This window comes from Actinobacillus genomosp. 1, from assembly GCF_029774175.1.
Taxonomy (GTDB): domain Bacteria; phylum Pseudomonadota; class Gammaproteobacteria; order Enterobacterales; family Pasteurellaceae; genus Actinobacillus.
Genome location: NZ_CP103834.1, coordinates 604,931 through 629,265 on the forward strand (window position 1 = coordinate 604,931; position 24,335 = coordinate 629,265).

The window sequence follows — 24,335 nt, forward strand, 5'->3', positions numbered from 1 at the left end:
ATAATGGTTATTTAAAGAGTTTTTGGAAGAAAGACATTTCCGCTTTCTTATTACGTTTGGCAGCTTGTCTGGAAAGCGTACCAATCACTTTCATCGCCAGTGTTTGCACTTCTTTTTGTCCTTTACGATCTAAATTGGCAATGTTTACGGTATCGCTATTTGTTGATCGCTTACTGTAAGGCATAACACCGTCTATTTCGCATTTCAGCAAACGTTCGATATCCGCAGTTGCCATCAGTTTCGCCGTTTCTTGTTTATGATCGGAAATGCAAATAAAAGTACGAATTAAACGTCCCGTATTAGCACGCATACGTTCACACTCATCTAAAAATTGTTTGGCTACACGTAGAGAACTGATTTTGCGCTCGACTACTAAAACGAACGTATTACTGTGCTGTAACATATTTGCATAGTCTTCTTTACTTACGTTAAAGATCGGTTGGTCATAAATAATAAAGTTATATTTATGCAGTGTTTCACCGGTAAGTTGAGAAGGCATACCGCGATACAAGTCCAAACTTGCTGAATATTCCGTCACGTCATTTTGGATTTTTTTATCAAATAGCAGATCCAAATCTTGAGAACCGTTATTACCTTGAGCCAGTAGTACCGGTACTTTTTTCTCGGCAGAGATTGTTTGTGCGATATGCGCGCTAATAAAGCTGGCACCGATACCGCCTTTACAACCCAAAACACTAATTTTGATGGTATGGCGTACAAGCGGAATATTTACACCGGCGAGTATTCGCGCAACCATTTGGGTTAATTGGGTTTCGGCATGAAAGTAGAGCACACCTTGTTCTAAAAACTTTTGTGAGAGTGAAATAGAGTCACTTTCACCTACTACGCAGCACCAGACGTTTTGCGGAATAACGCTATGAATTCGTTCGATAACTTTTGGTAATTGCGTTTCGTTTTGTATATCAATAATGACACCGAGTGTTTCTTCGGCAGAAAATGCGAGATTATCGGTATCTAAAAAATTGGTATGAATAATTTCAATATTTTCCAGTCCACGGGAACGAAGCTGTTGGGCGATATGATTATTAATCCTGTTTGTTTCCGAAATAATTGCAATTTTACGGATGCTATCGACACCTTCTTTGCCATGACCTTCTTGATCGAGCAATAACATAATTAAATCCTTTATAGGCTTGTTTGTATTTATGTGAATAAGGATTGCCGCTGATTATTGATAATTTCCGAAAACGGAAGATTTAATTAACTAAGGCTTTGTTTGTTATAAATAAGTAGCCTAAGTTATTGAATAAAGAGCGACAATCCTATGCTAAAAACTTAGTATTTAAGTTGTATTTGATTATTATGTCTTAGTGCACAGTCGTAATACGGGTCGTATCCCATATGATCTTCTGCAGTTTCTATTCGGCATAATGAATTTCTTTTAGCGATTTGATGAATTTCCACATAAAGAGGGTAAAGACTATTTTTTGTTTTATTATGCGTTATATGAATATTCGGTTTTACATTTAACGCTTTTAATCGCTTACTGAGTTTTTTAGCCAGCGGTTTAGCCGATTGCGTATTAGAAATAACATGAATAGCTTGGCTATCCTTATCGCTTGCCGCATGGCGTTTTACTTCCGTGACTAAATTTTCAAGCCCGACATCGGACTGATCCGCTAAGATAAAACGTTGTACGATAAGTGATTTATTCGCAACTAAAGTACTTTGCGTAGGTTGAACGGGATGTATATTTTCAAGTAATTCCGCATTAGCTATTGCATTGGTGGTTAGAGCCAAACCTAAACCACTAAATAAGATTGTGATTAATTTTTTCATTGAATAAACCCACCATTTTTTAAGAAATTAGTCGTTAATGTTTTGTGATAAACATTTTTAAGCGATGAACTGTTAAAGAAACGCTCCATGGTACCGGTATTTTCAAATGTAGGATAAAGCACTTGCGAGCCGTCCACCGGTTTTACTAAATTCACCGTTGCTACAACAACCAGTTCCTTACTTTCTCGAGATGAGGTTGCATTGCGGAAGAAAGCACCTAAGATAGGCACATCACCTAGGAACGGCACTTTTTTAATTCCTTCGATATCTTGTTTATTGAGTAATCCGCTAATAATAAAACTTTCGCCGTTACCAACTTCAAATGTTGATTTTGAACGACGAGTATTAAAAATAGGGATACGGCTGTTTTCAATTTCATAATTGCCCGCAATCGTACTAACGGATTGTGATAACACTAGACGGATACGGTCGCTTTTTTGTACTTTTGCACCTACGGCAAGTTTGATACCGAATTCTTTATAAAGTACGCTTAGTTCACCGTCTTTATCGCGTTGTACAAACGGGACTTCGCCGCCGACTAAGATGTCCGCAGTTTCGCCGGAGAGCATGGAAATATTCGGTTCGGCGAGAATTTTGCCGTTGTTTTGATCATCTAATGCGCTAATTAATACATTTAAATTATTCGAATTCACTAAAGCCAACTGCCCGCCGTTTTTATTAAAATTACCCTGAATTGCGGCATTACCAATATTTCGGAAAAAATTACCGCTTAAATTGCTCCAGTTAATGCCGATTTCGTCGGAAAAGGTTTTATTCACTTCGGCAACCGTTAATTTAACGTTAATTTGCGTAGCACTTTCTTCATTGGCATTATTGATCACGCCTTCGTATTGATATTTATCTAAAAACGGGACGTTTTCTTCGCTATCGTTATGTTTAAGTTTTGTTTCGATAACTTTTTTACCCGCACCGAGCGATTCGCCTACAATTCGATTGATTTCATCACTTTCCGCCGCGTTTTTCGCTTTCCCTTCAAGTACATAAGCCTTACCGACTTTTTTTACCGTCAGGTTACTATTCGGAAAACGGGTTTGAATTTGTTGATTGGTTGCCGCAATGTTGTTAATCGCATTATTTACGTTTACAAAATCTTCCGTAAGCGGCGTACCGTTTGCATCGAAAGCAATCACTTCCGAGCGACCTTCCGCTTTGGCATACAGCATAAAACTGTTATCGTCCAAAATTTCATAGTCTGCGACTTCGGACGAAGAAACGAAAATCGTATCGATTTTGGCATTAGTTTTGATTAATTGGCTTTGTCCTTGCTCCAAGGTAAATGTTTTTGCCATAGCCGAATGTGATAACGCTAAAAGTCCTAATAATGCGGAGCTAAGTAATGTTTTTGAGAATTTATTAATTTGCATTATTTTTTCCTCGTAGTTGGCGAATAAACATGCCACGGTGATTTAACGGTTTTTCTGTTGCCTCTAAGCCACTCGGTAATGCAATAAGTTTTGCTTGCTTATCAAGTGAATAAAATTCTTTAAGCATGGTTGCGTCTATTTTGAGGCTGATATAGCCTAAAAAATCTTTTTTGTTTTGGCTTTCGCCTTGTTTTACTTCTTCTTGAGTAAAACTTTTCACTTGTAATACTTTTAAATTATCGGCAATTTTTACCAACGAGTTTTGCTCTCGTTCCGGATGCGCAAGATCTTGCTGCACGCTATAAACGGAAACCAAATCACCGCCTCGTACGGAATCTAAAATATATTGCTCCGCATCTTGTACGTAGATTCGATAAGCGACTTCTTGAGAGGGGGCTAAGCTGAGTAAGATGAAGCGAGGATCTTCAGGCGTAATAATCAGATTAGGCGTGAGTAACGAACCCATTTTTAGATTTTCGGTCACTAAAAAGCCTTGTAACGAGTGATTCGGTTCCGCATCCAATAATGCTTTTAAATCGGAATCGACTAAGGGGCTTGTTTCGGCAACCGTGAGTTCGGAAAGGGTATAATCTTCAGGTTGAATTAATGTGCCTTTTTCCAGATCTCGATTGAGGGTTACGGTAGTAATTACTTTTTCCGTAACAGGTGAATTGCTACTCTCTTCCGAGGTGGTCGTAGTACCGACATTTTCAGTCGTTGTTCCTTCATTAGTAGGCAACATAAATAAGCCGCCGAAACCGAGAACAATAATGACCAGAGAGATAATTAATAACACTCTATAATTCATTAGTTATTTCCTTAGTTTTGATTTTTTATCAATTAAATAGTAATAAAGTGGTGAGAAAGCCCGTACTGATTGCAATGCCGTATGGCAATCCTTTTTCCCGAATGGTTTGACGATAAAAAAGCCAACCGATAATAATGATTAGCAATCCGCTGCAAGCGGTTAAAAAAAGGAAAAAAATTGCAAAAGATGACGGAACGGCCAGCATTAATACTGCTAACAATTTCACATCACCGGCTCCGATAGCATTGAGCAAAAAGAGTACGAAACCGATAACTAAACAGAGTACGGCAGGAAGCCAAGAGAGCGTGCCGTACATCAGATAGCTAAAGGGGATAATCACCAGTAACAATGCCATAATGACTCGGTTACTGATCAGTCGGTAGCGTAGATCCGTCCAGCAAACGACTAACAATAAACAAACCATTATGGCAATGAGGGTTGAAATAAAGAGTGTCATGTATGTGAAATCCTTATTTTGTTTATACCCTAAACTCAGCACTGCTAAGACGTACTTAACAGTGCCGAAGTGACTAGCTCGGAGAGCTGCTTAAATTTTTTTAACGTTTCATCCGTGAAACTTGAGTCACCGTATAAAACGGCAACAACAAACACCGCCATTGCCACAGCAATTAAGCCGTATTCAAGAGAAGTAATACCTTGTTGTTGCCTATAAAATTTAATAATGGTGTCCATTTTTTATTGATTAGCTCTTATGTAATTCTACATAAGAGCTAATGTTTATAACTTATGATTTAGTTTTTGCTTTAGTAATTGCTTCTGTTAAGTCACCGAACTTAGCTTGTAGTTTTTGGATAAAACCATCATTGCTATAGAACACCGCAACAATTAAAACTGCTACTGCTACAGCAATTAAACCGTACTCGATTGCAGTTACACCTTGTTGGTTTTCTTTAAAACGACGGATACCTTCAGTTACTGAAATATACGCTTTAGTAGTTAAGTTAGATAACATGTAATAAATCTCCTTAAGTTATTTGATTTGTTTAAAATGGAATAATGAGTGTTACCGCCGGAATGAACCCAAGTCGATAACGGAACGTATAATAAAATTAAGTTTGTTTAATGTAAATATATCTTAAAGTTTATCATAAATAGAGTAAAGTATATATTTTAATATTTTTATAAAAGGTTGTTGATGATTTGTTAAGAGTAGTTTTTTGTCTAAAAAACAGGCTGAAAGTTAAATATAATCGGCGGAACCGATTGAAAAATAAAGTAAATAAGAAAATTCTTAATGATATGCGACGAGCTATGTAAGTGTTAAATTTTGGTTAATGTCAATTAATGTATTTTATATTAAATTAAACTGGTCTAACCAGTTTTTGAGACATAAAAAAGCGGTTGTTTGTTTGTTTTTTAATCTAAAAGTCCATTAAGCTTTATATTATTTAAAATACGGATATGTAAATTTATGTGAATGGTTAATAGAGAAAGGCATATTGGGGAGTTAATACGTAATGTTCGACAAAATAGGGCAAGAGCTTGCTACTCAAGGCTTTACGACTATGTTATGCTAGATACTTAAATCGAAACTATATTAAAAGGAGATTCGCAATGTCAAAACATCTGACTGAGCAACGTTTTATTGATTTCCCGATTCATGAAAACGTGCTTGCTGCGCTCGATAGCAAAGGATTTGAGTTCTGCACTCCGATTCAAGCGAAAACATTACCGATTACTTTAGCCGGCAATGATATTGCCGGGCAGGCGCAAACCGGAACGGGTAAAACGTTAGCATTTTTAATTGCCGTTTTTCATTATTTATTAACGAATGACAGCGTAACCAATAAAAATCAACCGAGAGCAATCATTCTTGCGCCGACGCGCGAGCTGGCGGTGCAAATCGGTTCGGATGCGGAATTATTGGTTAAACATTCCGACTTAAAATTAGCCTTAGCTTACGGCGGTGACGGTTACGATAAGCAAATTCAGGCGATTGAGCAGGGCGTAGATATTTTAGTCGGCACTACCGGACGTGTAATTGATTATGTCAAACAAGGCATTATTAATTTGGATAAGGTACAAGTAGTGGTGTTGGATGAAGCGGATCGGATGTTTGATTTGGGCTTTATCAAAGATATTCGTTACTTAATGCGTAAATGCCCGAAACCGGAACAGCGTTTAACTATGCTCTTTTCCGCTACGCTTTCGCCTCGTGTGCGAGAGTTGGCTTATGAAGATATGGACAATGCGCAATATGTTGAAATTGAGCCACTACAACGTACCGGTCATCGAATCAAAGAAGAATTATTTTATCCTTCAAATGAAGACAAAATGGCATTATTGCTAACCTTATTGGAAGAAGAGTGGCCGGATCGTTGTATGATCTTTGCCAATACCAAGCATAAATGTGAAGAAATTTGGGGCTATTTGGTGGCGGACAGTCATCGTGTCGGGCTTTTAACCGGCGATATTGCGCAGAAAAAACGATTGGCATTGTTAGATAGTTTTACTAAAGGTCAGTTGGATATTTTAGTTGCTACCGATGTGGCGGCGCGCGGTTTACATATTCCGGAAGTCACCCATGTATTTAACTATGATCTACCGGATGACTGCGAAGATTATGTTCACCGTATCGGGCGTACTGGACGAGCGGGCGAAAGCGGTCACTCCATTAGTTTTGCTTGCGAACGTTATGCGGTAAATTTACCTGCAATTGAAGCCTATATCGGGCACCATATTCCAGTCAGCCAGTATGATAGCGGTGCATTATTAGCTTTACCTAAACCTACTCGTTCACGTACGACAAAATCGTATCAAGCTAAGAGAAGATAGTTTGTTACATCACTACAATAACTAAAACTAAACTTGTTTCTGCAAGCGGTCGGATTTGTTTACGAATTTGACCGCTTTTTGTTGAAACTGAAAATTAATCATTCTTTAGAGGTCAGCAATGAAAAGAGCGGTATTTTTATTCGTATCTTTCGGACTTAGTGCCTGTGGCACGGTCGATTCACAAACGGTTTGGCAGGATTTGAGTAATCTGGATAAGATTTTTGAGCCTGAACAACGTAAAGGAGTAGCGGTAACTAAAGGTTATCCGATACCGAATGCTTCGGTGTATTCGCCTCCAGTAAAACAAGACAAAAAGGTTGCCATCAAGCAATCGATAACCCATGAGAGAATTAATACGACCGAATGTAAAGATGCGGACGATTGGTATTTAGACGGCTATCGCGTCGGCCGTTCTTTCTCCGCTCAAAAGGAAGCGATGTATCAAAAACGGGTGAATTATTGTAAAGGAATGTTATCCAACGCTAACCAGTTCCAACAAAATTGGGAAAAGGGCTTTAAAGTTGGGGTGAAAAAAGCATAAAATGGCGCGGTTCAATTTATGATAAACGGCATTATTTAAGAGTATTCGATATGGCACAATACGCACTCGCCCAAACGAAAACAGGGCAAATTATTTCATTAAATTCCAAAATGGCAAACCGTCACGGCTTAATTGCCGGTGCGACCGGTACCGGTAAAACGGTGACATTACGTAAATTCGCAGAAGCATTCAGTGATGACGGTGTGCCGGTTTTTCTTGTGGATGTGAAAGGCGATCTTTCAGGGCTTGTACAAGCGGGCAGTTTATCCGGCAAAATTGCAGAACGTGTCGAACAATTCCAATTAGGCGGTGAGAGCTATTTAAGCGGTTATCCGGTTTCTTATTGGGATGTATTCGGTGAAACGGGGATTCCGCTTCGCACCACGATTTCGGAAATGGGTCCGATGTTACTTTCTCGTTTACTTAATTTAAACGACACGCAAGAAGGTTTATTAAACTTGGTTTTCCGTGTGGCGGACGATCGAGGTTTATTACTTATCGACTTAAAAGATTTACGTGCGCTACTTAAATTTGTAGCGGAAAACGCCAAAGAATTCCAAGTGGAATACGGTAATGTTTCGGCGGCGAGTGTCGGTGCGATTCAACGTGCGTTGTTAGCCCTTGAAAATGAAGGTGCGGCTAATTTGTTCGGCGAGCCGGCGTTAAATTTACAAGATTGGATGCAAACTCGTGACGGTAAAGGTGTGATTAACGTACTCAATTCAGAGAAGTTAATTAATTCGCCTCGTATGTACGGTGCGTTTTTATTGTGGTTTATGGCGGAATTGTTCGAAACCTTACCGGAAGTCGGTGATCCGGAAAAACCGAAATTTGTGCTATTTTTTGATGAAGCGCATTTATTATTTGACGATGCACCCAAAGTATTAGTGGATAAAATCGAACAAGTGGTACGTTTGATTCGTTCAAAAGGGGTTGGCGTGTATTTTGTGACACAAAACCCGTTAGATTTGCCGGATTCGGTATTAGGTCAATTAGGTAACCGTGTGCAACACGCTTTACGTGCCTTTACCCCACGTGATCAAAAAGCGGTGAAATCGGCGGCGGAAACCTTCCGTGCTAATAAAGGTGTGGACGTGGTTGAAGCGATTACCCAACTGGGTGTGGGTGAAGCGTTGATTTCGGTATTAGATGAAAAAGGTATGCCGACACCAGTGGAAGTGGCGTATATTTATCCGCCGAAAAGTCAGTTACCTCCGTTAGCCGCGGCAGAGCGTGATGCGTTAGTTAAACAAGATGATTTGTATGCCTATTACAGTCAGTATGTGGATAACGAATCGGCATACGAATTACTGAATGCTCAAGTTGCTCAAGCCCAAGCGGTTCAACAACAAGCTGAAGCAGAGAAAGCGGAAGAAGAAAGCGATTTCTTCGGTGGTATGATCGCTTCGATTTTCGGCACGAAAAAGAAAAAAGATCAAAGCGTTGCTGAGCAAGTAGTGAGTGAAGTAACTAAATCGGTTGCGAAAAAGCTGACTAACCAAGTTTCTAAACAAATCATGCGTGGAATCTTAGGCGCGATTACTAAGTAATTGTTGTTTTACAACCACATAAAAAATGCTTTTACTACTGAACTCAGAAGTAAAGGCATTTTTTGTTTACTATGCTTTTTACCTTAAGCGATTCACAATAGGGTTGTTAGACTGATTAAATCTAGGAAAAGGAATATGTTTAGGAGAATATGCCAAAATACAAATATGTTCTTCAGTGATTTTTTGGTAATGTAAAATTGCACTTGACGCCGAACCGGATAAATTTAATTTTAATGGTATTTGTAATGAGGTTGTTTTACCGTTATGCGGTCCGATATGGTAATGCCAACAGTTATAGGCTTTGTATTCTTCGGCAGTTTCAAGTTCATCATAATTACGATTAACCCAAGAAGGCTTATTTATTCCTTCCAATGGCTTACTTTCAATTACGTCCGCAATGAAATCCGCAATTAATCGTTTTGTTTCTTCATTAAGAAAAGGAAAATCAACAAAATAAGGTGTTTGCAAATTACCCGATTTAAAATGGCTGGAAATATCAACTTTCATTGAATCTCCTAACCAAGTAAGGCACGATAAATATCATCTCTTGAATGACTTGAATCAAAAGAATCGGCAGTTTCTATATTGATAGCACGAGAAAGAACAACTTGATCCGCTTCTTGTTTGTATGCATAGGTTGCAATATCTTGATAAAGCAGTTCTAGTTGATGATTAAATTTCCGTAATTTCTTTACTATATTACGAAAATCCGATGGGGGTGCCAGCTGTTCTATCGCGCTTATCAAGCCTTGAAGCTCTAAAATAGAAGCATGAAAATCTTCAATTTCTTTTGAAGGTATGGAATGTGCTAGTAAAATCGGAATGTTATCTTTCCGCATGGACTCTACCATTGAGATAAAACCGGCAATACTTGAAGCAAATGCTTTTTGCATTTTAATTGCAGAATCCGACGGCATTGCAATATGTTCTACAGAATGCAAGAAGAGAGGAGATTGCTCAGTATCTTGAGAAATAAGCCCCCCAACACACACCAATGCAAATTTAATTGCTTGAGTGATTGAATTTAATGAGCTGTTTTTCTTCATAATATAAATGTACTCTTTTTGTTCATTTAAGCCGAAAACCTTGTTTCTATTGTAGCATAAGTAATATTTTAATGTATTTCTTTACATAGCCATTTCTCAGCCGTATTTTTACCAGCATATTAAATTTTATATTACTATACCAATTATAAATCTGACCTTATTAAAATATTAATTTCTGACTCTTTAAATCATATCTGTTTATCTTGAGAATGGCGCACTATTTTCAAATGATGAAATAAAGGATAACAACAATGAAAGCAAAACTAAAAACGTTGGCCTTAGTCGCAAGTGCAACATCGGCATTCTTTAGCGTAAATACTGCTCAGGCGGAAGGGCGTTTAACCGTTTATTGTACGGTGCAAAATGAGGTGTGTGAAAATTTAACCCAAAAGTTTGCGAAGCAATATCAAGTGGAAACGCAGTTTATTCACGGTGGAACCGGTACGATTTTCGGCAAAATTAAAGCGGAAAAAGACAATCCGCAAGCGGATATTTGGGTTGGCGGTACGATTGAACCGCATTTCCAAGCCGGAGAACTTGGCTTATTAGAAAGTTATCGTTCGCCAAAACAAGCGGAGATTTTACCGCAATTTAAATCACTAATGGAAAAACGTGGAGATAAAACCTCGATTATCTATATGTTAGTGCTAGGTTTTGGGGTAAATAGTGAGAAGTTACAGAAATTAGGTGTGAAAGCACCACAAAACTGGGAAGATTTGTTGAATCCGCAATTTAAAGGCGAAATTCAATTGCCGGATCCGAGATCTTCAGGTACGACTTACACGATTATGGCAACACTTATCCAAAAATTGGGTGAAGAAAAAGCGTTCGAATACCTCAAGAAATTAAATGAAAACGTATCACAATATGTAAAAAGCAATTTAGTTACGGCAAATCTTTCTCGTGGCGAAAGCACGGCAAGTATCGGTTTTGTGCATGCTTATGCGACGGAAAAAGAAAAAGGTGCGCCGGTTGAAACGGTGATCCCACAAGGTAAAGTCGGCTATGCGTTAGGTGGTGCGAGTATTATCAAAAATGCACGTAATTTAGAGAATGCCAAGTTGTTTATGGATTACGTACTCAGTGCCGAAGCGCAAGAGTTGCCATGGCGAGAGCATGGTGTGTACCAGATTCCGACTAATGTGAATGCGAAGGCTTCGCCAAATTCGGTAGATCCGAAAAAACTGGATTTATTGGATTTCGATTTTGATAAATTCGGTTCGAGTGAAGAAGGTAAGCGTTTGATTGATAAATGGCTTACTGAAATTAAATTAGCGAAATAATTTTCTTTGATAACAAGCGGTAGAATTTTCCTCGATTTTTACAAAAACATTTGCAAAATTTAGGTTAAATTTAACCGCTTATAAACCACGCTATGCCGTGGTTTATTTTTTTGAATAGCACAAACCTTTTATGTTACAACGTTTTTCTCATTCTTATTTTTGGATCTTACTAGCGTTGCTTGCTTTTGCTTGCTTGCCCTCGCAGGCGTTAGATTACGGCTTATTCGGCGCAACCAAAAGCGAACTCGCAGCGGCAATGGGCTGGAGTAACGTTAATATCAGTTGGCTTTGGTTTGGCGGTTTACTGATTTTTCCGGCTTTTCGTTACATTAAAGATCTCACTTTACGCAGCCGAATTGAATTGGGTTTGGCGTTGTTACTCATATTTTTTCTGGTCTTTTCCGCCGTTTATCTCAACTATCGCTTCGGCTATGCGATTATTTTTCTTGCTTTAGCTTTACTGGCAATCAGCAGCAATGCGTTGGTGAATTTAAAGGTGTTACAAGCTGATCGTTTTATGATTGTAAGCTTGTTATCTGTGATATTGACGATAACGCTTTTTATTTTATACCCGATCACCGCAATTTTTAGCACGATGTTCAGTGAAAGCAATGCGTTTGCGATCCTTGAGCAAAGCTATATTTTACGAGTTGTTTGGAACTCGTTAAGCGTATCGGCAACAGTGGGTGTGTTATCCACCGTTCTCGGCTTATGTTTTGCACTTTATACCACTCGAATGGCAAGCAAACGCACTCGCTTACTTAGCAAATTTTTTTCAGTGTTACCGATGGTTACACCGCCTTTTGTGGTGAGTTTAGGCATTACGTTAATGCTCGGACGTTCCGGCTATCTCACCGGCTTTTTAGTGGAATATTTCGGCTTTCATGCAAATTGGCTGTGTGGCTTTACAGGTATAGCCTTTTCGCATACGTTAGCGCTGACACCGATGGCGTTTATGATTTTAGAGGGAGCGTTAAAGTCATCTAACGTGGTGCTGGAAGAGGCGAGTTATACGTTACGAGCAAACAGTTGGCAAACTTTCCGCTTTGTATTATTACCGTTGCTTAAACCGGCATTAGCCAATTCGTTTTTAGTGATTACCGTGCAATCTCTTGCTGATTTTAGTACGCCGTTTGTGTTGGGCGGTAATTTTGATGTATTGGCGAGCCAAATTTATTTTTACCTTGTCGGTACGCAATTGGATTATGCGGCGGCAAGCGGTTTAGGTGCAATTTTACTCGGTTTTTCATTGCTGTTTTTTCTGATTCAGTATTGGTGGATTGGCAAAGGATCTTATGTCACGGTTTCCGGTAAAGGGCATCGGGGCGCATTCCAGCCGTTACCAAGCGGTCTAAAAAGCCTAATTTTTTGCATACTCGCCGTTTGGGTCGGTTTGACCGTTTTACTGTACGGTTCGATTTTTTACGGCAGCTTTACCGTAAATTGGGGGGTAGATCATAGCTTTACCCTAGAAAATTATCGCAAGTTATTTGGGCAAGGCTTAGATCAGGGCGGTTTTCCGTCGTTGATTCAAACGGTATTGTTCTCGCTGATTTCCGCCCCAATCAGTGCGATATTGGGGTTATTAATCGCTTATCTGCTTACTCGCCGTAGCTTTGTCGGCAAGCAAAGTTTGGAATTTGTTACCTTACTTTGTTTTGCCGTACCGGGAACGGTTGCCGGCGTGTCTTATGTGGTGGCGTTTAATCATTCGCCGCTTTATCTCACCGGTACGGCGGCGATTATCGTGTTGTCGATGGTGACACGCAATATGCCGATTGGTATGCGAGCCTGTATGGTGGCATTGCAGCAATTAGACAAGTCATTAGACGAAGCCTCGTTTTCATTAAGAGTGAGTTCACTGAAAACCTTATTGTTTGTGACGTTACCTTTATTAAAACCGGCATTTTTATCGGCATTAGTGACCAGTTTTGTGCGTTCTATGACCACAATTAGTGCGATCGTATTTTTAGTGTCGCCGAGTACCAGAGTAGCGACCTCTTATATTCTGAATAGAGTTGAAGACGGCGCATACGGATTAGCGGTGGCATACGGTTCGACTTTGATTATCGTGATGATGTCGATTATCGGCTTATTCGGTTGGTTAATGAAAGATAAACGACAGTTCTAATGCCTTGTGCGTATTGATAACAAGCGGTTATTTTTATTCAAACTTTTGCAAGTTTTGGGCTAAAAATAACCGCTTGTTTTTTAGCATTGATTTGTAAATAAAAATAAAGAGCAATCTATGAGAGTGATTTTTATTTAAAACGTCTGTATGATTCGCGCCTGTTATTGATAATGATTTTCAATAATTAAAATCTATCAATATTTATAGATCCTCATTAATTATTTTATGGAAGCGTCTTATGAAATTTAAACATAGCGTGATTTATACGGCATTATTTACATTACCTACAGTAGTGCAGGCGGATGAAGCGGCTACATTAGAACAAGTTGATGTGACCGCACAATTTGAAAAAGCAAAAGCGGCGGGCGATAAACAAAAAGAAATTGTGAATTTGAGTTTGCTAGGCAGACAGACCGCGTTTACTTCACCGATTTCCGTAGTCAATTATGATGAGAAAGCCTTTGAAGATAAAGCCCCGCGTAATGTAGTGGATGCGATTGCCAAAACCGATGCTTCCGTAATGAATTTTGGCGGAGAGAGCAATACGCTCTCCGGTGTGTATGTGCGTAATTTACAGTTAGATATGCGCCAAGTGAGTGTAAACGGTTTAGCCGGTTTGTATTCGACTTACAATTCTCCGACTGCAGCGGTGGCTTCGGCACAATTGATTAAAGGTGCTTCCACTGCAACTACCGGTATGGATCCGGAAGGTTCTGCCGGTGCGTCAATGAATATCGAAACCAAACGCGCAACCGATGAAGACGTTAATAAAATCGGCTTCGGTTGGTATAGCAATAATCGTTTACAAGAAACCTTCGATTTCGGTCGCCGTTTCGGGGCGAACAACGAGTGGGGCGTGCGTGTAAGCGGTAAATATCGTGACGGTGATACCGCTCGTCATGATTACGATGAAATGAATAAAGAATTAGCGATCGGTGCGGATTATCGTGGCGATGCGTTGCGTGTCGGTTTGGATTATATGTACAGCAAGCGAGATACCGATGGCGGACGTGCCCGTTTACAGGACTTGCAAAATCTTGCTTATACCGTTCCTGCTGCGCCAAATGGTAAAACCAACTTGAATCCGCATTGGATCGGGCAGACTACTGAAGATGAAACCGTAATGGGAACGTTCGAATATGATTTGCCTTACGGAATGATGTTATCCGGCGGTTTAGGTCATATGGAATCTCGTTATTCGGGCGCATTCGGACAAATCACTTCACTTAAGCAGAATGGTGAGTTTGAAGTTAGTGATATTCGTGGCATTGATTTCCGTTCTCGTACTACGAGTGGTAATTTGAAATTACAGGGCGATTTTGAAACCGGTACAGTATTGCATAACTGGAATATTGCTTATGATCGTGTCGTTCGACAACGTGACCATGATCAAAGCAACTATACTGATGGAGTGATATCGGGTAATAATATCTATAACCCTATTTGGGGAACATCAATAACTTCTAAAAAGGCTCAAAAGGATAAGCAAATCTTTAGTTTTGAAACAACGAAGCAAGGGGTGGATACAAAATTAAAAGCGGAAAGTCTTGCATTTGCGGATACTTTAGGCTTTATTGAAAATACCGTTCGCTTAACTTTAGGCGGTCGTTTCCAATGGATTAAGCAACAAGATAAAAAAGCCGGCACGGAAGTAAAAGCGGATCGCTTTAGCCCAATGAGCACACTTGCTTATGTACCAAATCCGGATTTAGTGTTTTACGGCAACTATTTAGAAGATTTAGAACCGGGGAATGTTGATGCGGAAACCGGTGAAATGAATAGCCCGCGTGTTAGCAAGCAAATCGAGGTCGGCGTGCGTAAAAACTGGGATAACTGGCTTACTACTACGCTAAGTGCGTATGAGATTCGCCGTCCGGGGATTATTAGTGGGAATACTGACGAACTAGCCGCACGCGCAGGCAAAGAGTATGGAAAGGAACGTAACCGTGGTATTGAATTGAATACTTATGCGAGCTTACTAAATAATACGTTACGTCCGTCATTAGGTTTAACCTATAACCAAGCGAAAGTTTTTAATTTCCCAACCTATACCGATGTGATAACTGACGGTGTACAAGTCACTAGCCCACGCTGGATGGCAAAAGCGAATGTGGAATGGGATACGCCGTTTGTGGCTAACTTAACTCTGAATGCCGCATTACAATACTATGGTAAATCTTACCAAGATAGTAAGGCGAATTATCGTTTACCGTCTTATACCACAGTGGATTTCGGTGCGAAATATGTCGTGAAAGTGGCGGATAAACAAACGCTGACTTTACGCGGTGGGGTAGAAAACGCCTTTAACAAGCACTATTGGCAGGTACAGCGCGGTCAGTATGATCGCAGTTTCGCCGTGTTAGGTATGCCTCGTACTTATTGGGCAAATATGGAATATTCATTCTAAATAGCCATTTGGCAAGCGGTCGGATTTTGCAAAAAATTTGCCAATTCCGACCGCTTGTTTTTTTATGCTCTTTATTGGGTTACGTATTTTTAAATGAACTGGCAAACAGAATTAAATAATAGTTTTTTATGGCTGATAACGGCACTTTGCTGCGTATCCGTCGGGCTTTTCGCAACCGGTTGGCTACTCAAGCAAACCGAATTCGGATATCGCTTTTGGCATATTACTCGCCCGTGTTGGCAGAAAAGCCATAAAGGGAAAACGCTCGGTTTACTTTTATTATTGATCTTTTTGATCTTACTGGAAGTGCGGATTAGCGTACTAAATACTTTTTTCTACAACGGTTTATATAAATCGTTGCAAGATAAAGCGGTCGAAGCGTTTTGGTTTTTTGCGGGGATTAATGCGTTATTGGTAATCGTGAAGATTATTCACTCGATCATTAATTATTTTGTTACCCAATCGTTTGAAATTAAGTGGTTGGAGAAGCTTAACAGTGAGATGCTAAATCGCTGGTTGCAAAACAAAAATTACTACCTTCTACAGTACGAAAAAACATTACCAGATAATATCGATCAACGTATTGAGCAGGACGCCACTGCTTTTGTTTCAGGAACGGTTGAAGTCACTCGAGGGGTAATTAATTCGATTGTCGCGACCATCGAATTTACCATTATTTTATGGGGGCTTTCGGGGCTACTGACGCTATTTGGTGTAGATATTCCGAAAGGTGTGGTGTTCTTTATTTATCTGTTTATTATTTTTGCGACCGCTTTATCGGTTTGGATAGGACGACCGTTAATTCGCTTGAATTTTAATAAAGAAAAATTACAAGGTGATTATCGGTATTCGTTAATTCGTGTACGAGATAATGCGGAAAGTATCGCATTTTATTCGGGAGAATCTCGAGAGCAGCGTAATTTAACCACTAAATTCGATTATATCATTGCCAATCGTTGGAAGATTGTGCGCAAAATGTTAGGGCTAGACGGTTTTAATACCGGTGTCACCCAAGTGGCAATGATTTTACCCTTGATGTTACAAGCCCCTCGTTTTTTTGCCGGACAGGCAACTTTAGGCGATATGCACCAAACGGTACAATCGTTTAATCGCTTGATGAGAGCTTTGTCGTTTTTTCGATTGTTTTATGAGGAATTTACCTTATACCAAGCCCGCTTGAATCGTTTATACGGCTTTTTCACCACCTTGGATAAGCTCGATCAAATGCCGGTAAATGTGCCTTACCCGTGTTCAAGAGGCTTTGTACTGAAAGATTTTGGGGTCAAAGACGCAAGCGGTCAAATTTTACTAAAAAATATCAATATCGAATTACAAGCCGGCGATTCATTGTTGATTCAAGGGGCTTCCGGTACGGGCAAAACCACGCTATTAAAAGCATTGGCAGGGATTTATCCGTTTGAAACCTTCGGGGTGGCGGAGCGTGCTTGCTTAGAACAACCGCTGTTTTTGCCGCAACGCCCTTATGTGCTGCAAGGCAGTTTGCGTGAAGCGATTTGTTACCCGAATTTAGTCGTGACGGATGAACAGCTAAAAGCGGCAATGCAGCAATGTTGTTTGAGCAAGTATGTGGATTCGCTGGATTTCGATACCGATTGGCAAGCCACACTTTCACCGGGTGAATTGCAACGAGTGGCGTTTGTGCGTATTTTATTAGCGAAGCCAGAGTTGATCTTCCTTGATGAAACGACATCGGCATTAGATGAGCCGACTGAAGCGATTTTGTATCAAACAATTCGTAGTCGGTTGCCGAACAGCATTATCATTAGCGTAGGGCATCGCTGTACTTTGCAGCAGTTCCACAATAAACGGATTAATTTGAGTGAACGGGAAAGTTATTGTTGTATGAATTGCCGTTAAAACAAGCGGTGAAATTTGCCGGTGTTTTTGTAAAAAATTGCTGGTAATTTCGTCCGTTTTTTGGCATAATTCGCCCCGTTTTTTGTCCGAAGAAGTTTAGGCGAAAAACATTCACATTTATTTTTTAACACTAAAACACACACATATCGCAAGCTAATGATCGGGGTGCTACGTAAGTGGTTGATTTATTAGGATATGTGGAGGCTAAACCCCGCTTTGTCTTTCATAAGTGACAAAGCAAACAACATTTAAGGAAAATTCTTATGGCACAAGTTTCTATGCGCGATATGCTTAACGCGGGCGTTCACTATGGTCACCAAACTCGTTACTGGAACCCAAAAATGAAACCATTCATTTTCGGTGCGCGTAACGGTGTTCACGTAATCAACTTAGAAAAAACTTTACCTTTATTCAACGAAGCTTTAGCGGAATTAACTCGCATTTCAAGCAACAACGGTAAAATTTTATTCGTAGGTACAAAACGTGCAGCGTCTGAAGCGGTTAAAGCAGCAGCAGTAGATTGCCAACAATTCTACGTAAACCACCGTTGGTTAGGTGGTATGCTAACTAACTGGAAAACAGTTCGTCAGTCAATCAAACGTTTAAAAGATTTAGAAACTCAAACTCAAGACGGTACTTTTGACAAAATCACTAAAAAAGAAGCGTTAATGCGTACTCGTGAGTTAGAAAAATTAGAGTTAAGCTTAGGCGGTATCAAAGATATGGCTGGTCTTCCTGATGCGATTTTCGTTATCGGTGCCGACCACGAGCATATCGCAATCAAAGAAGCAAACAACTTAGGTATTCCAGTATTTGCTATCGTTGATACCAACTCTACTCCGGACGGCGTTAATTACATCATTCCGGGTAACGATGATGCAACACGTGCAATCCAACTTTACTTAGACGCAGCGTCAGCAGCAGTTAAAGAAGGTCGCGGTTCAAACGTTGAAGCTGAGTTAGAAGCGACAGCTGAATAATCATTGTTAAGGCATAGCCCTTAAATCACTTTAGAGCAGGGGCGATTTTTATCCTCCTGCTTTTCTTATCTAATTTAACCTTAGAGGAATACAAAATGGCTGAAATCACAGCATCACTCGTAAAAGAACTTCGTGAACGTACTGGCGCAGGTATGATGGAATGTAAAAAAGCGTTAGTGGAAGCAAACGGTGATATCGAATTAGCAATCGACAACATGCGTAAATCAGGTCAAGCTAAAGCGGCTAAGAAAGCGGGTCGTGTAGCGGCTGAAGGCGTTATCTTAGCTCGTATCGGCGCAGGCTTCGGCGTATTAGTTGAAATGAACTGTGAAACAGACTTCGTAGCTAAAGATGCCGGTTTCTTAGGTTTAGCAAACGAAGTTGCTGATTTCGCATTAGCAAACAAAGGTACAACGATTGAAACATTAGCAGCACAATTCGAAGAAAAACGTGCGGCGTTAGTGGCTAAAATCGGTGAGAACATGAACATTCGTCGTGTTCAATACTTAGACGGTCAAGTAATTGCACAATACTTACACGGTGCGAAAATCGGTGTATTAGTAGCGGGTGAAGGTTCGGACGAAGAATTGAAAAAAGTTGCAATGCACGTTGCAGCAAGCCGTCCTGAATTCGTAAATCCTGAAGACGTTTCTGCAGAAGTTGTTGAACACGAACGTCAAATCCAAATCGACATCGCAATCAACTCCGGTAAACCGAAAGAAATCGCAGAGAAAATGGTTGAAGGTCGTATGAAGAAATTCACCGGTGAAGTTTCATTAACAGGTCAAGCGTTCGTAATGGATCCTTCACAATCAGTAGGCGACTACTTAAAATCTGTAAATACGAAAGTAACTAACTTCATCCGTTTAGAAGTTGGTGAAGGTATTGAGAAAGTTGAAGAAGATTTCGCAGCGGAAGTTGCTAAAATCACCGGCGGTAACGCTTAATTCTCAATTTAATAAAAAAGCAGGCATTAGCCTGCTTTTTTTCTGTCTGTGCTATGCAAGCGGTCATTTTTCTTCGGATTTTTGCAAATAGCATACTAAAAATAACCGCTTGTCGTGTTTGCCGCACTTATTTAATCGGAATCACAATCGCCGGATCGGCTTTTGCCGGAATCTTCTCGATCACTTGCTTTAATCCGTAGTCGTCTTTATCACTTTGATTACTGAATAAATCCGCTTGCGGATTTAATTTCTCATTAGTAATACCAATCCATTTGCCGATACCGTCGGTAAAGTTTAAACCGGATTTAAACACTTTATAAACGTGGCGTTCGGTATCATCGCTTGAAATTTTAAATAACGGCACGTCAAAGTGCAGTTTGCCTTGTGCAGTATTTAAAATATGAATACCTTTATCGTCTTCACTATGAATTAAGCCGTGATCGGAAAAATATACCATAGAGAAACTTCTACCTGTTTTTGCTTTATTTTGATTTAACTCGTTATACAGTTTTTCCAGTAATTCATCGGTTTTCTTCATCGAAGAAAGATAGCAGTTCACGTTGTGATACTTTTGCGCAATTTTCGCATCATCAAAGATTTTCGGATAATCGGTAAGGCGATCACAGGTAATCGGGTGTGAACCGTACAGATGTACTACAATAAAGCGTTTACCTTGAGCGTTTTGTGAAACGATCTGATTAAATTTCGGTAATAAAGCGAAATCACTAATATTCTGGCTAAACGAATCGCCCGTTTTTAGAAAGATTTTCTCATCGCTTTTATTTGCCAATGAAGAAATCGGTGTGTCAAAACGTCCCAAATAGCCTTGATTAGAGATCCAGTAAGTTTTAATCCCGGCGGATTTGACTAGCTCAACCAAATTTAAGCGGTAATTGCCTTCCCAAGTTTGCGTATTCGGCTTAGTCAATAATAATTTGAGCGAAGCGATTGTATTGGTGCCGCCGGCGGTGAATCCGTCAATTAATGTGCCTTTCGCATTACTCATAAACGGCGTATTTTTAACGGGATAACCGTAAGCGTGATGATAATCTTTACGCGCGCTTTCGCCGATTACCAGTACATAATCGTCATATTTCGAATCGGCGGAAAGGGTTGAAGTTCCCCACTCGGAAGGAATTTCCGTATTGTTATTTAACGCCTCCAATTCTTCTTTCACTTTCATACTTTCGTTAAAAAATTCGTGAAAGAACTTGAACGGTGCAAGGCTAAATAATGAGATAACGAGCGAACAGATGATAAATGTACGATTATCCAAAAAGTTTATCTGATATTTCTTGGTAATTGTTCGGAATAAAATTACCGAAATTAGCATTCCGACGGCCAGTAAATAGTTTGTAACGGGTAATTGCGATAAAAATTCTCTCCCTTCCAATAAATCGGTGGCGAATAAAGACGCGATATATTGATAAGAAGGTGCGCCGAAAGATAAACCAATCGGGGTGTAAAGGGCGTAACCGATTACAATAGGCAATAATAAGCCGTAAAAAGAGAGCTTAGAGCTGCCCAACGCAATAATCAGTATCACGGAAAACAGTGTTTCGGCTAAATTGGGAGAGGGGAAAAATCCCGAGCCTTTCAGCATTACATAGCCGGAAAATGTTGCCAATATTACGGCAATTACGGCATAAATTATTTGTTGCTTTGTTAATTTTTGTATCATTTTTTATTCCAAATTATAAATATGATTTCTTATTTATTTCCTGTTTAAATAGGATGGTCTATAATAACGTAATTTTGTTTTTAGTCCATACAGCATTAAGAGGCAATTAAGATGAGTAATCCAATCTATAAACGTATTTTATTAAAATTAAGCGGCGAAGCATTACAAGGTGATGAGGGCTTCGGTATTGATCCGTCGATTTTGGATCGTATGGCATTAGAAATTAAAGAATTGATTGAAATGGGTGTGGAAGTCGGTGTGGTACTTGGTGGCGGTAACTTATTCCGTGGCGCAAAATTAGCGAAAGCGGGTATGAACCGTGTTGTGGGCGACCATATGGGTATGTTGGCAACCGTAATGAACGGTTTAGCAATGCGTGATGCGTTACACCGTGCGGATGTAAATGCAAAATTAATGTCTGCGTTCCAATTAAACGGTATTTGCGATACTTATAACTGGTCCGAAGCAATTAAAATGTTACGTGAAAAACGTGTGGTAATTTTCTCTGCCGGTACAGGTAGCCCGTTCTTTACTACGGATTCCGCAGCTTGTTTACGCGGGATTGAAATCGAAGCGGATATCGTATTAAAAGCGACGAAAGTTGATGGCGTATATGATAAAGATCCGGCTAAATTTGCCGATGCGAAACTTTATAATCAATTAACTTATGCGGAAGTGATTGATCAAGAATTACAAGTTATGGACTTAGCGGCATTTACGTTAGCACGTGACCACGGTATGCCGATTCGTGTATTCAATATGGTAAAACCGGGTGCATTAAAACAAGTGGTAACCGGTACAACTGAAGGTACGATTATTTCTTAATTATCCGAATATATCACAAGCGGTTCGTTTTCTTTAATGATTTGCAAATAAAGAAAACGGACCGTTTTTTATTGCTTATTATCCGCTACGTTAATTTAACCAAATGAGAAATTTAGCGTTAGGACTATGAAAATGAAAGGGATTTAGGTAGAATTGAATGGTTTATTGACTCAAATATTGAAAGGAACAACAAATGATCAACGAAATTAAAAAAGATACGCAAGACCGTATGGAAAAGAGCCTGGAAGCGTTAAAAAGCCATATTTCTAAAATTCGTACCGGTCGTGCGCAGCCGAGCCTTTTAGACGGTATCCAAGTAGAATACTACGGTTCTGCAACACCGCTTCGTCAATTAGCGAACGTGGTGGCGGAAGATGCACGCACCTTAGCGGTAAACGTATTTGACCGTTCTTTAATCAGTGCGGTAGAAAAAGCGATTTTAACTTCCGATTTAGGTTTAAACCCTTCATCAGCCGGTGCAACAATCCGTGTTCCGCTTCCGCCATTAACGGAAGAACGTCGTCGTGATTTAATCAAAATCGTAAAAGGCGAAGGCGAACAAGGTAAAATTGCAATCCGTAACGTACGTCGTGATGCAAATGACCAAATCAAAGCGTTATTAAAAGACAAAGAAATCAGTGAAGACGAAGAGCGTAAAGCACAAGATGAAATCCAAAAAATCACTGACGGTTATGTGAAAAAAGTTGATGAAGTATTAGCGGCAAAAGAAAAAGAATTATTAGATTTCTAATTTAGACCGAATGAAGAAAAAGGCATGTATTACGTGCCTTTATTTTTGCAAAAAAATCGCTAAATTTGACCGCTTATTAGCGAGCAATATCCCAACAATGCAATAACTTATCCAACCCCTTCCGAAGCTGTTCTTCCGACAAATGTCCGAAGCCTAAACTAAATAATCTGCGTTGCTGATGATGAATCGGATAGACCTTCATTTTCTGCACTTTTGCCAGTTCGACTAATTGATCTAATGTTCTGGTTTCGTTTAATAATTCGATCAGCAAATAGAAGCCGGAATGTTCACCGTAATATTTAATCTTTTTAGTATAGGGTGAGAGTAGCTCACACAATAATTCCATTTTACGGCGGTACACTTTACGCATTCGATTAATATGCTTTTCAAATTCACCGGATTGAATAAATTTAGCTAACCTTTGCTGTTCCAAGCGAGAAACCGAGGCATTAAAAAATTCACAATATCGCTGATATTCGCACAATAAATTGCGAGGTAACACTAAAAATGTAATCCGCAGTGAGGGCATAAGCAATTTGGAAAATGATCCTAAATAGATCACTTTATCTTGTCGGTCTAAACTTTGTAACGAGGGAATCGGTTTACCGGTATAGCGGAACTCACTGTCGTAGTCGTCTTCAATAATATAACGTCCGTCTTGTGCTGCCACCCATTCGAGTAACTGCTGGCGTTGTCCGATGGTTAAAATATGACTGAACGGATATAAATGTGAGGGAGTCAGATATGCCACGTTAATTTGGTTCTGTTCCAAGAAAGGTATATCCAGCTGATAATTTTCCGAGCTGAACGGCATTTTAAAAATCGGCTTTTGATAGAGATGCAGTAATTTTTCTACCGTAGGATAACCGTAGGATTCCATCGCCCAATTCATCGCCGGATTGAGCTGTTGAAATAATAGAATTAATTGTTGTAAGCAGCTTTCTACACCCGCCCCGATCACGATTTGCTCCGGCTCGCAGTTCACTCCGCGAGAAGCCAATAAATATTGAGAGATTTGCTGACGTAAATTGAGATCGCCTTGCTTATCGCCCATATTTAAAAAATCTTTATTTGCCCAATTCGCACATTTTTTCCAACGATTAAACGGAAAAGATTGGCTATCGATTTTATTCGGGTTGAAATCAATTTCATATTCGGTACAAGCGGTCGGATTTACAAAATTTTTTACGACATTAGCATGCGGATAAGCCAACTCTGCCTGAAAACAGACAAAGAAACCGCTGCGAGGCTTAGATTCAATATAACCTTCAGCTAATAACTGTGCATAGGCACTTTCCACCGTATTTTGGCTGATTTGTAAGTGTTCGCAGAGGTGCCGTTTAGACGGTAATTTATCGCCAAGTTGCAATTCTTGGCTATAAATAGACCGCTTAATTTGCTGATAAAGCTGTAAATAAAGCGGTGTAGTTTGCTGCTTATTGAGTAGATAGCTCAATTTTTTCACTTCTGACCTCATTAATATTTATTAAATTGATGCTTTTAATCATATCTGTTTGAAATAAAAA

22 protein-coding genes are annotated in these 24,335 nt (G+C 39.7%); 11 read left to right on the plus strand and 11 right to left on the minus strand.

Features of this window, described 5'->3' with window-relative positions:
- Positions 1–7 precede the first annotated feature (7 nt).
- The 7 genes from NYR63_RS02860 to NYR63_RS02890 form a co-directional block, all read right to left on the minus strand.
- Positions 8–1,135, minus strand: a complete 1,128-nt coding sequence (locus tag NYR63_RS02860) for a pilus assembly protein (RefSeq protein WP_279458095.1) — start codon at positions 1,133–1,135, stop codon at positions 8–10.
- A 161-nt stretch (positions 1,136–1,296) separates the two neighbouring features.
- Positions 1,297–1,800, minus strand: a complete 504-nt coding sequence (locus tag NYR63_RS02865) for a Rough colony protein B (protein ID WP_279458096.1) — start codon at positions 1,798–1,800, stop codon at positions 1,297–1,299.
- The gene (locus NYR63_RS02870) at positions 1,797–3,185 is read right to left on the minus strand and encodes a type II and III secretion system protein family protein (protein ID WP_279458097.1); all 1,389 of its coding nucleotides are present in this window, start codon (positions 3,183–3,185) and stop codon (positions 1,797–1,799) included. The genes NYR63_RS02865 and NYR63_RS02870 overlap by 4 nt, the downstream gene beginning before the upstream one ends.
- Complete coding sequence (locus tag NYR63_RS02875) at positions 3,175–3,993, minus strand: SAF domain-containing protein (protein ID WP_279458098.1); 819 nt, start codon at positions 3,991–3,993, stop codon at positions 3,175–3,177. Before NYR63_RS02875 ends, NYR63_RS02870 begins: the two co-directional genes overlap by 11 nt.
- Before the next feature lie 28 nt (positions 3,994–4,021).
- Positions 4,022–4,450 carry an A24 family peptidase gene (locus tag NYR63_RS02880; protein WP_279458099.1) on the minus strand — a complete coding sequence of 143 codons (429 nt, stop codon included), beginning with the start codon at positions 4,448–4,450 and terminating at the stop codon, positions 4,022–4,024.
- 44 nt (positions 4,451–4,494) lie between these two features.
- Positions 4,495–4,686 (minus strand): Flp family type IVb pilin, encoded by a 192-nt coding sequence (locus NYR63_RS02885; protein WP_279458100.1) that lies wholly within the window; start codon positions 4,684–4,686, stop codon positions 4,495–4,497.
- Positions 4,687–4,738: 52 nt separating this feature from the next.
- Complete coding sequence (locus NYR63_RS02890; protein ID WP_279458101.1) at positions 4,739–4,966, minus strand: Flp family type IVb pilin; 228 nt, start codon at positions 4,964–4,966, stop codon at positions 4,739–4,741.
- Between the two features lie 602 nt (positions 4,967–5,568).
- Between NYR63_RS02890 and rhlB the strand changes: the two genes are divergently transcribed.
- The 3 genes from rhlB (at position 5,569) to NYR63_RS02905 (ending at position 8,880) form a co-directional block, all read left to right on the plus strand.
- Positions 5,569–6,789 carry an ATP-dependent RNA helicase RhlB gene (rhlB, locus tag NYR63_RS02895; protein WP_279458102.1) on the plus strand — a complete coding sequence of 407 codons (1,221 nt, stop codon included), beginning with the start codon at positions 5,569–5,571 and terminating at the stop codon, positions 6,787–6,789.
- Positions 6,790–6,907: 118 nt separating this feature from the next.
- A complete protein-coding gene (locus tag NYR63_RS02900; RefSeq protein WP_279458103.1) occupies positions 6,908–7,330 on the plus strand; it encodes a hypothetical protein in 423 nt (140 codons plus the stop codon).
- 50 nt (positions 7,331–7,380) lie between these two features.
- Positions 7,381–8,880, plus strand: a complete 1,500-nt coding sequence (locus tag NYR63_RS02905; protein WP_279458104.1) for a helicase HerA-like domain-containing protein — start codon at positions 7,381–7,383, stop codon at positions 8,878–8,880.
- A gap of 78 nt (positions 8,881–8,958) precedes the next feature.
- Here the strand turns inward: NYR63_RS02905 and NYR63_RS02910 are convergent, their stop codons facing one another.
- Both NYR63_RS02910 and NYR63_RS02915 read right to left on the minus strand, forming a co-directional pair.
- Entirely contained in the window at positions 8,959–9,387 is a 429-nt protein-coding gene (locus tag NYR63_RS02910) for a hypothetical protein (RefSeq protein ID WP_279458105.1), read from the minus strand.
- 8 nt (positions 9,388–9,395) lie between these two features.
- Positions 9,396–9,926 carry a hypothetical protein gene (locus NYR63_RS02915; protein ID WP_279458106.1) on the minus strand — a complete coding sequence of 177 codons (531 nt, stop codon included), beginning with the start codon at positions 9,924–9,926 and terminating at the stop codon, positions 9,396–9,398.
- Between the two features lie 251 nt (positions 9,927–10,177).
- On the opposite strand from NYR63_RS02915, the gene NYR63_RS02920 reads away from it, so the two are divergent.
- The 6 genes from NYR63_RS02920 (at position 10,178) to tsf (ending at position 19,552) form a co-directional block, all read left to right on the plus strand.
- Entirely contained in the window at positions 10,178–11,209 is a 1,032-nt protein-coding gene (locus NYR63_RS02920; RefSeq protein ID WP_279458107.1) for an ABC transporter substrate-binding protein, read from the plus strand.
- 130 nt (positions 11,210–11,339) lie between these two features.
- Positions 11,340–13,340, plus strand: coding sequence for an ABC transporter permease (locus NYR63_RS02925; RefSeq protein ID WP_279458108.1), 2,001 nt, complete (start codon positions 11,340–11,342; stop codon positions 13,338–13,340).
- Between the two features lie 238 nt (positions 13,341–13,578).
- The gene (locus NYR63_RS02930; protein ID WP_279458109.1) at positions 13,579–15,747 is read left to right on the plus strand and encodes a TonB-dependent siderophore receptor; all 2,169 of its coding nucleotides are present in this window, start codon (positions 13,579–13,581) and stop codon (positions 15,745–15,747) included.
- Positions 15,748–15,840: 93 nt separating this feature from the next.
- Positions 15,841–17,625, plus strand: a complete 1,785-nt coding sequence (locus tag NYR63_RS02935) for an ABC transporter ATP-binding protein/permease (protein ID WP_279458110.1) — start codon at positions 15,841–15,843, stop codon at positions 17,623–17,625.
- 263 nt (positions 17,626–17,888) lie between these two features.
- Entirely contained in the window at positions 17,889–18,605 is a 717-nt protein-coding gene (rpsB, locus tag NYR63_RS02940; RefSeq protein ID WP_005596781.1) for a 30S ribosomal protein S2, read from the plus strand.
- 95 nt (positions 18,606–18,700) lie between these two features.
- Positions 18,701–19,552: a translation elongation factor Ts gene (tsf, locus tag NYR63_RS02945; RefSeq protein ID WP_005596783.1), complete on the plus strand. Its 852-nt coding sequence runs from the start codon at positions 18,701–18,703 to the stop codon at positions 19,550–19,552.
- A gap of 127 nt (positions 19,553–19,679) precedes the next feature.
- Here the strand turns inward: tsf and NYR63_RS02950 are convergent, their stop codons facing one another.
- A complete protein-coding gene (locus NYR63_RS02950; RefSeq protein ID WP_279458111.1) occupies positions 19,680–21,233 on the minus strand; it encodes a phosphoethanolamine transferase in 1,554 nt (517 codons plus the stop codon).
- Between the two features lie 111 nt (positions 21,234–21,344).
- On the opposite strand from NYR63_RS02950, the gene pyrH reads away from it, so the two are divergent.
- Positions 21,345–22,058 (plus strand): UMP kinase, encoded by a 714-nt coding sequence (gene pyrH / locus NYR63_RS02955; RefSeq protein WP_279458112.1) that lies wholly within the window; start codon positions 21,345–21,347, stop codon positions 22,056–22,058.
- 193 nt (positions 22,059–22,251) lie between these two features.
- Entirely contained in the window at positions 22,252–22,809 is a 558-nt protein-coding gene (gene frr, locus NYR63_RS02960; protein WP_005596791.1) for a ribosome recycling factor, read from the plus strand.
- Between the two features lie 76 nt (positions 22,810–22,885).
- Here frr and NYR63_RS02965 read toward each other — a convergent pair whose 3' ends face one another.
- On the minus strand, positions 22,886–24,286 hold the full coding sequence (locus NYR63_RS02965; RefSeq protein ID WP_279458113.1) for a PLP-dependent aminotransferase family protein: 1,401 nt from the start codon (positions 24,284–24,286) through the stop codon (positions 22,886–22,888).
- Positions 24,287–24,335 lie beyond the last annotated feature (49 nt).

Excerpts from the sequence above, each read along its gene's own strand:
- NYR63_RS02860 (WP_279458095.1), bottom strand. The coding sequence starts at position 1,135 with ATGTTATTGCTCGATCAAGAAGGTCATGGCAAAGAAGGTGTCGATAGC.
- NYR63_RS02865 (WP_279458096.1), bottom strand. The coding sequence starts at position 1,800 with ATGAAAAAATTAATCACAATCTTATTTAGTGGTTTAGGTTTGGCTCTA.
- NYR63_RS02870 (WP_279458097.1), bottom strand. The coding sequence starts at position 3,185 with ATGCAAATTAATAAATTCTCAAAAACATTACTTAGCTCCGCATTATTA.
- NYR63_RS02875 (WP_279458098.1), bottom strand. The coding sequence starts at position 3,993 with ATGAATTATAGAGTGTTATTAATTATCTCTCTGGTCATTATTGTTCTC.
- NYR63_RS02880 (WP_279458099.1), bottom strand. The coding sequence starts at position 4,450 with ATGACACTCTTTATTTCAACCCTCATTGCCATAATGGTTTGTTTATTG.
- NYR63_RS02885 (WP_279458100.1), bottom strand. The coding sequence starts at position 4,686 with ATGGACACCATTATTAAATTTTATAGGCAACAACAAGGTATTACTTCT.
- NYR63_RS02890 (WP_279458101.1), bottom strand. The coding sequence starts at position 4,966 with ATGTTATCTAACTTAACTACTAAAGCGTATATTTCAGTAACTGAAGGT.
- rhlB (WP_279458102.1), top strand. The coding sequence starts at position 5,569 with ATGTCAAAACATCTGACTGAGCAACGTTTTATTGATTTCCCGATTCAT.
- NYR63_RS02900 (WP_279458103.1), top strand. The coding sequence starts at position 6,908 with ATGAAAAGAGCGGTATTTTTATTCGTATCTTTCGGACTTAGTGCCTGT.
- NYR63_RS02905 (WP_279458104.1), top strand. The coding sequence starts at position 7,381 with ATGGCACAATACGCACTCGCCCAAACGAAAACAGGGCAAATTATTTCA.
- NYR63_RS02910 (WP_279458105.1), bottom strand. The coding sequence starts at position 9,387 with ATGAAAGTTGATATTTCCAGCCATTTTAAATCGGGTAATTTGCAAACA.
- NYR63_RS02915 (WP_279458106.1), bottom strand. The coding sequence starts at position 9,926 with ATGAAGAAAAACAGCTCATTAAATTCAATCACTCAAGCAATTAAATTT.
- NYR63_RS02920 (WP_279458107.1), top strand. The coding sequence starts at position 10,178 with ATGAAAGCAAAACTAAAAACGTTGGCCTTAGTCGCAAGTGCAACATCG.
- NYR63_RS02925 (WP_279458108.1), top strand. The coding sequence starts at position 11,340 with ATGTTACAACGTTTTTCTCATTCTTATTTTTGGATCTTACTAGCGTTG.
- NYR63_RS02930 (WP_279458109.1), top strand. The coding sequence starts at position 13,579 with ATGAAATTTAAACATAGCGTGATTTATACGGCATTATTTACATTACCT.
- NYR63_RS02935 (WP_279458110.1), top strand. The coding sequence starts at position 15,841 with ATGAACTGGCAAACAGAATTAAATAATAGTTTTTTATGGCTGATAACG.
- rpsB (WP_005596781.1), top strand. The coding sequence starts at position 17,889 with ATGGCACAAGTTTCTATGCGCGATATGCTTAACGCGGGCGTTCACTAT.
- tsf (WP_005596783.1), top strand. The coding sequence starts at position 18,701 with ATGGCTGAAATCACAGCATCACTCGTAAAAGAACTTCGTGAACGTACT.
- NYR63_RS02950 (WP_279458111.1), bottom strand. The coding sequence starts at position 21,233 with ATGATACAAAAATTAACAAAGCAACAAATAATTTATGCCGTAATTGCC.
- pyrH (WP_279458112.1), top strand. The coding sequence starts at position 21,345 with ATGAGTAATCCAATCTATAAACGTATTTTATTAAAATTAAGCGGCGAA.
- frr (WP_005596791.1), top strand. The coding sequence starts at position 22,252 with ATGATCAACGAAATTAAAAAAGATACGCAAGACCGTATGGAAAAGAGC.
- NYR63_RS02965 (WP_279458113.1), bottom strand. The coding sequence starts at position 24,286 with ATGAGGTCAGAAGTGAAAAAATTGAGCTATCTACTCAATAAGCAGCAA.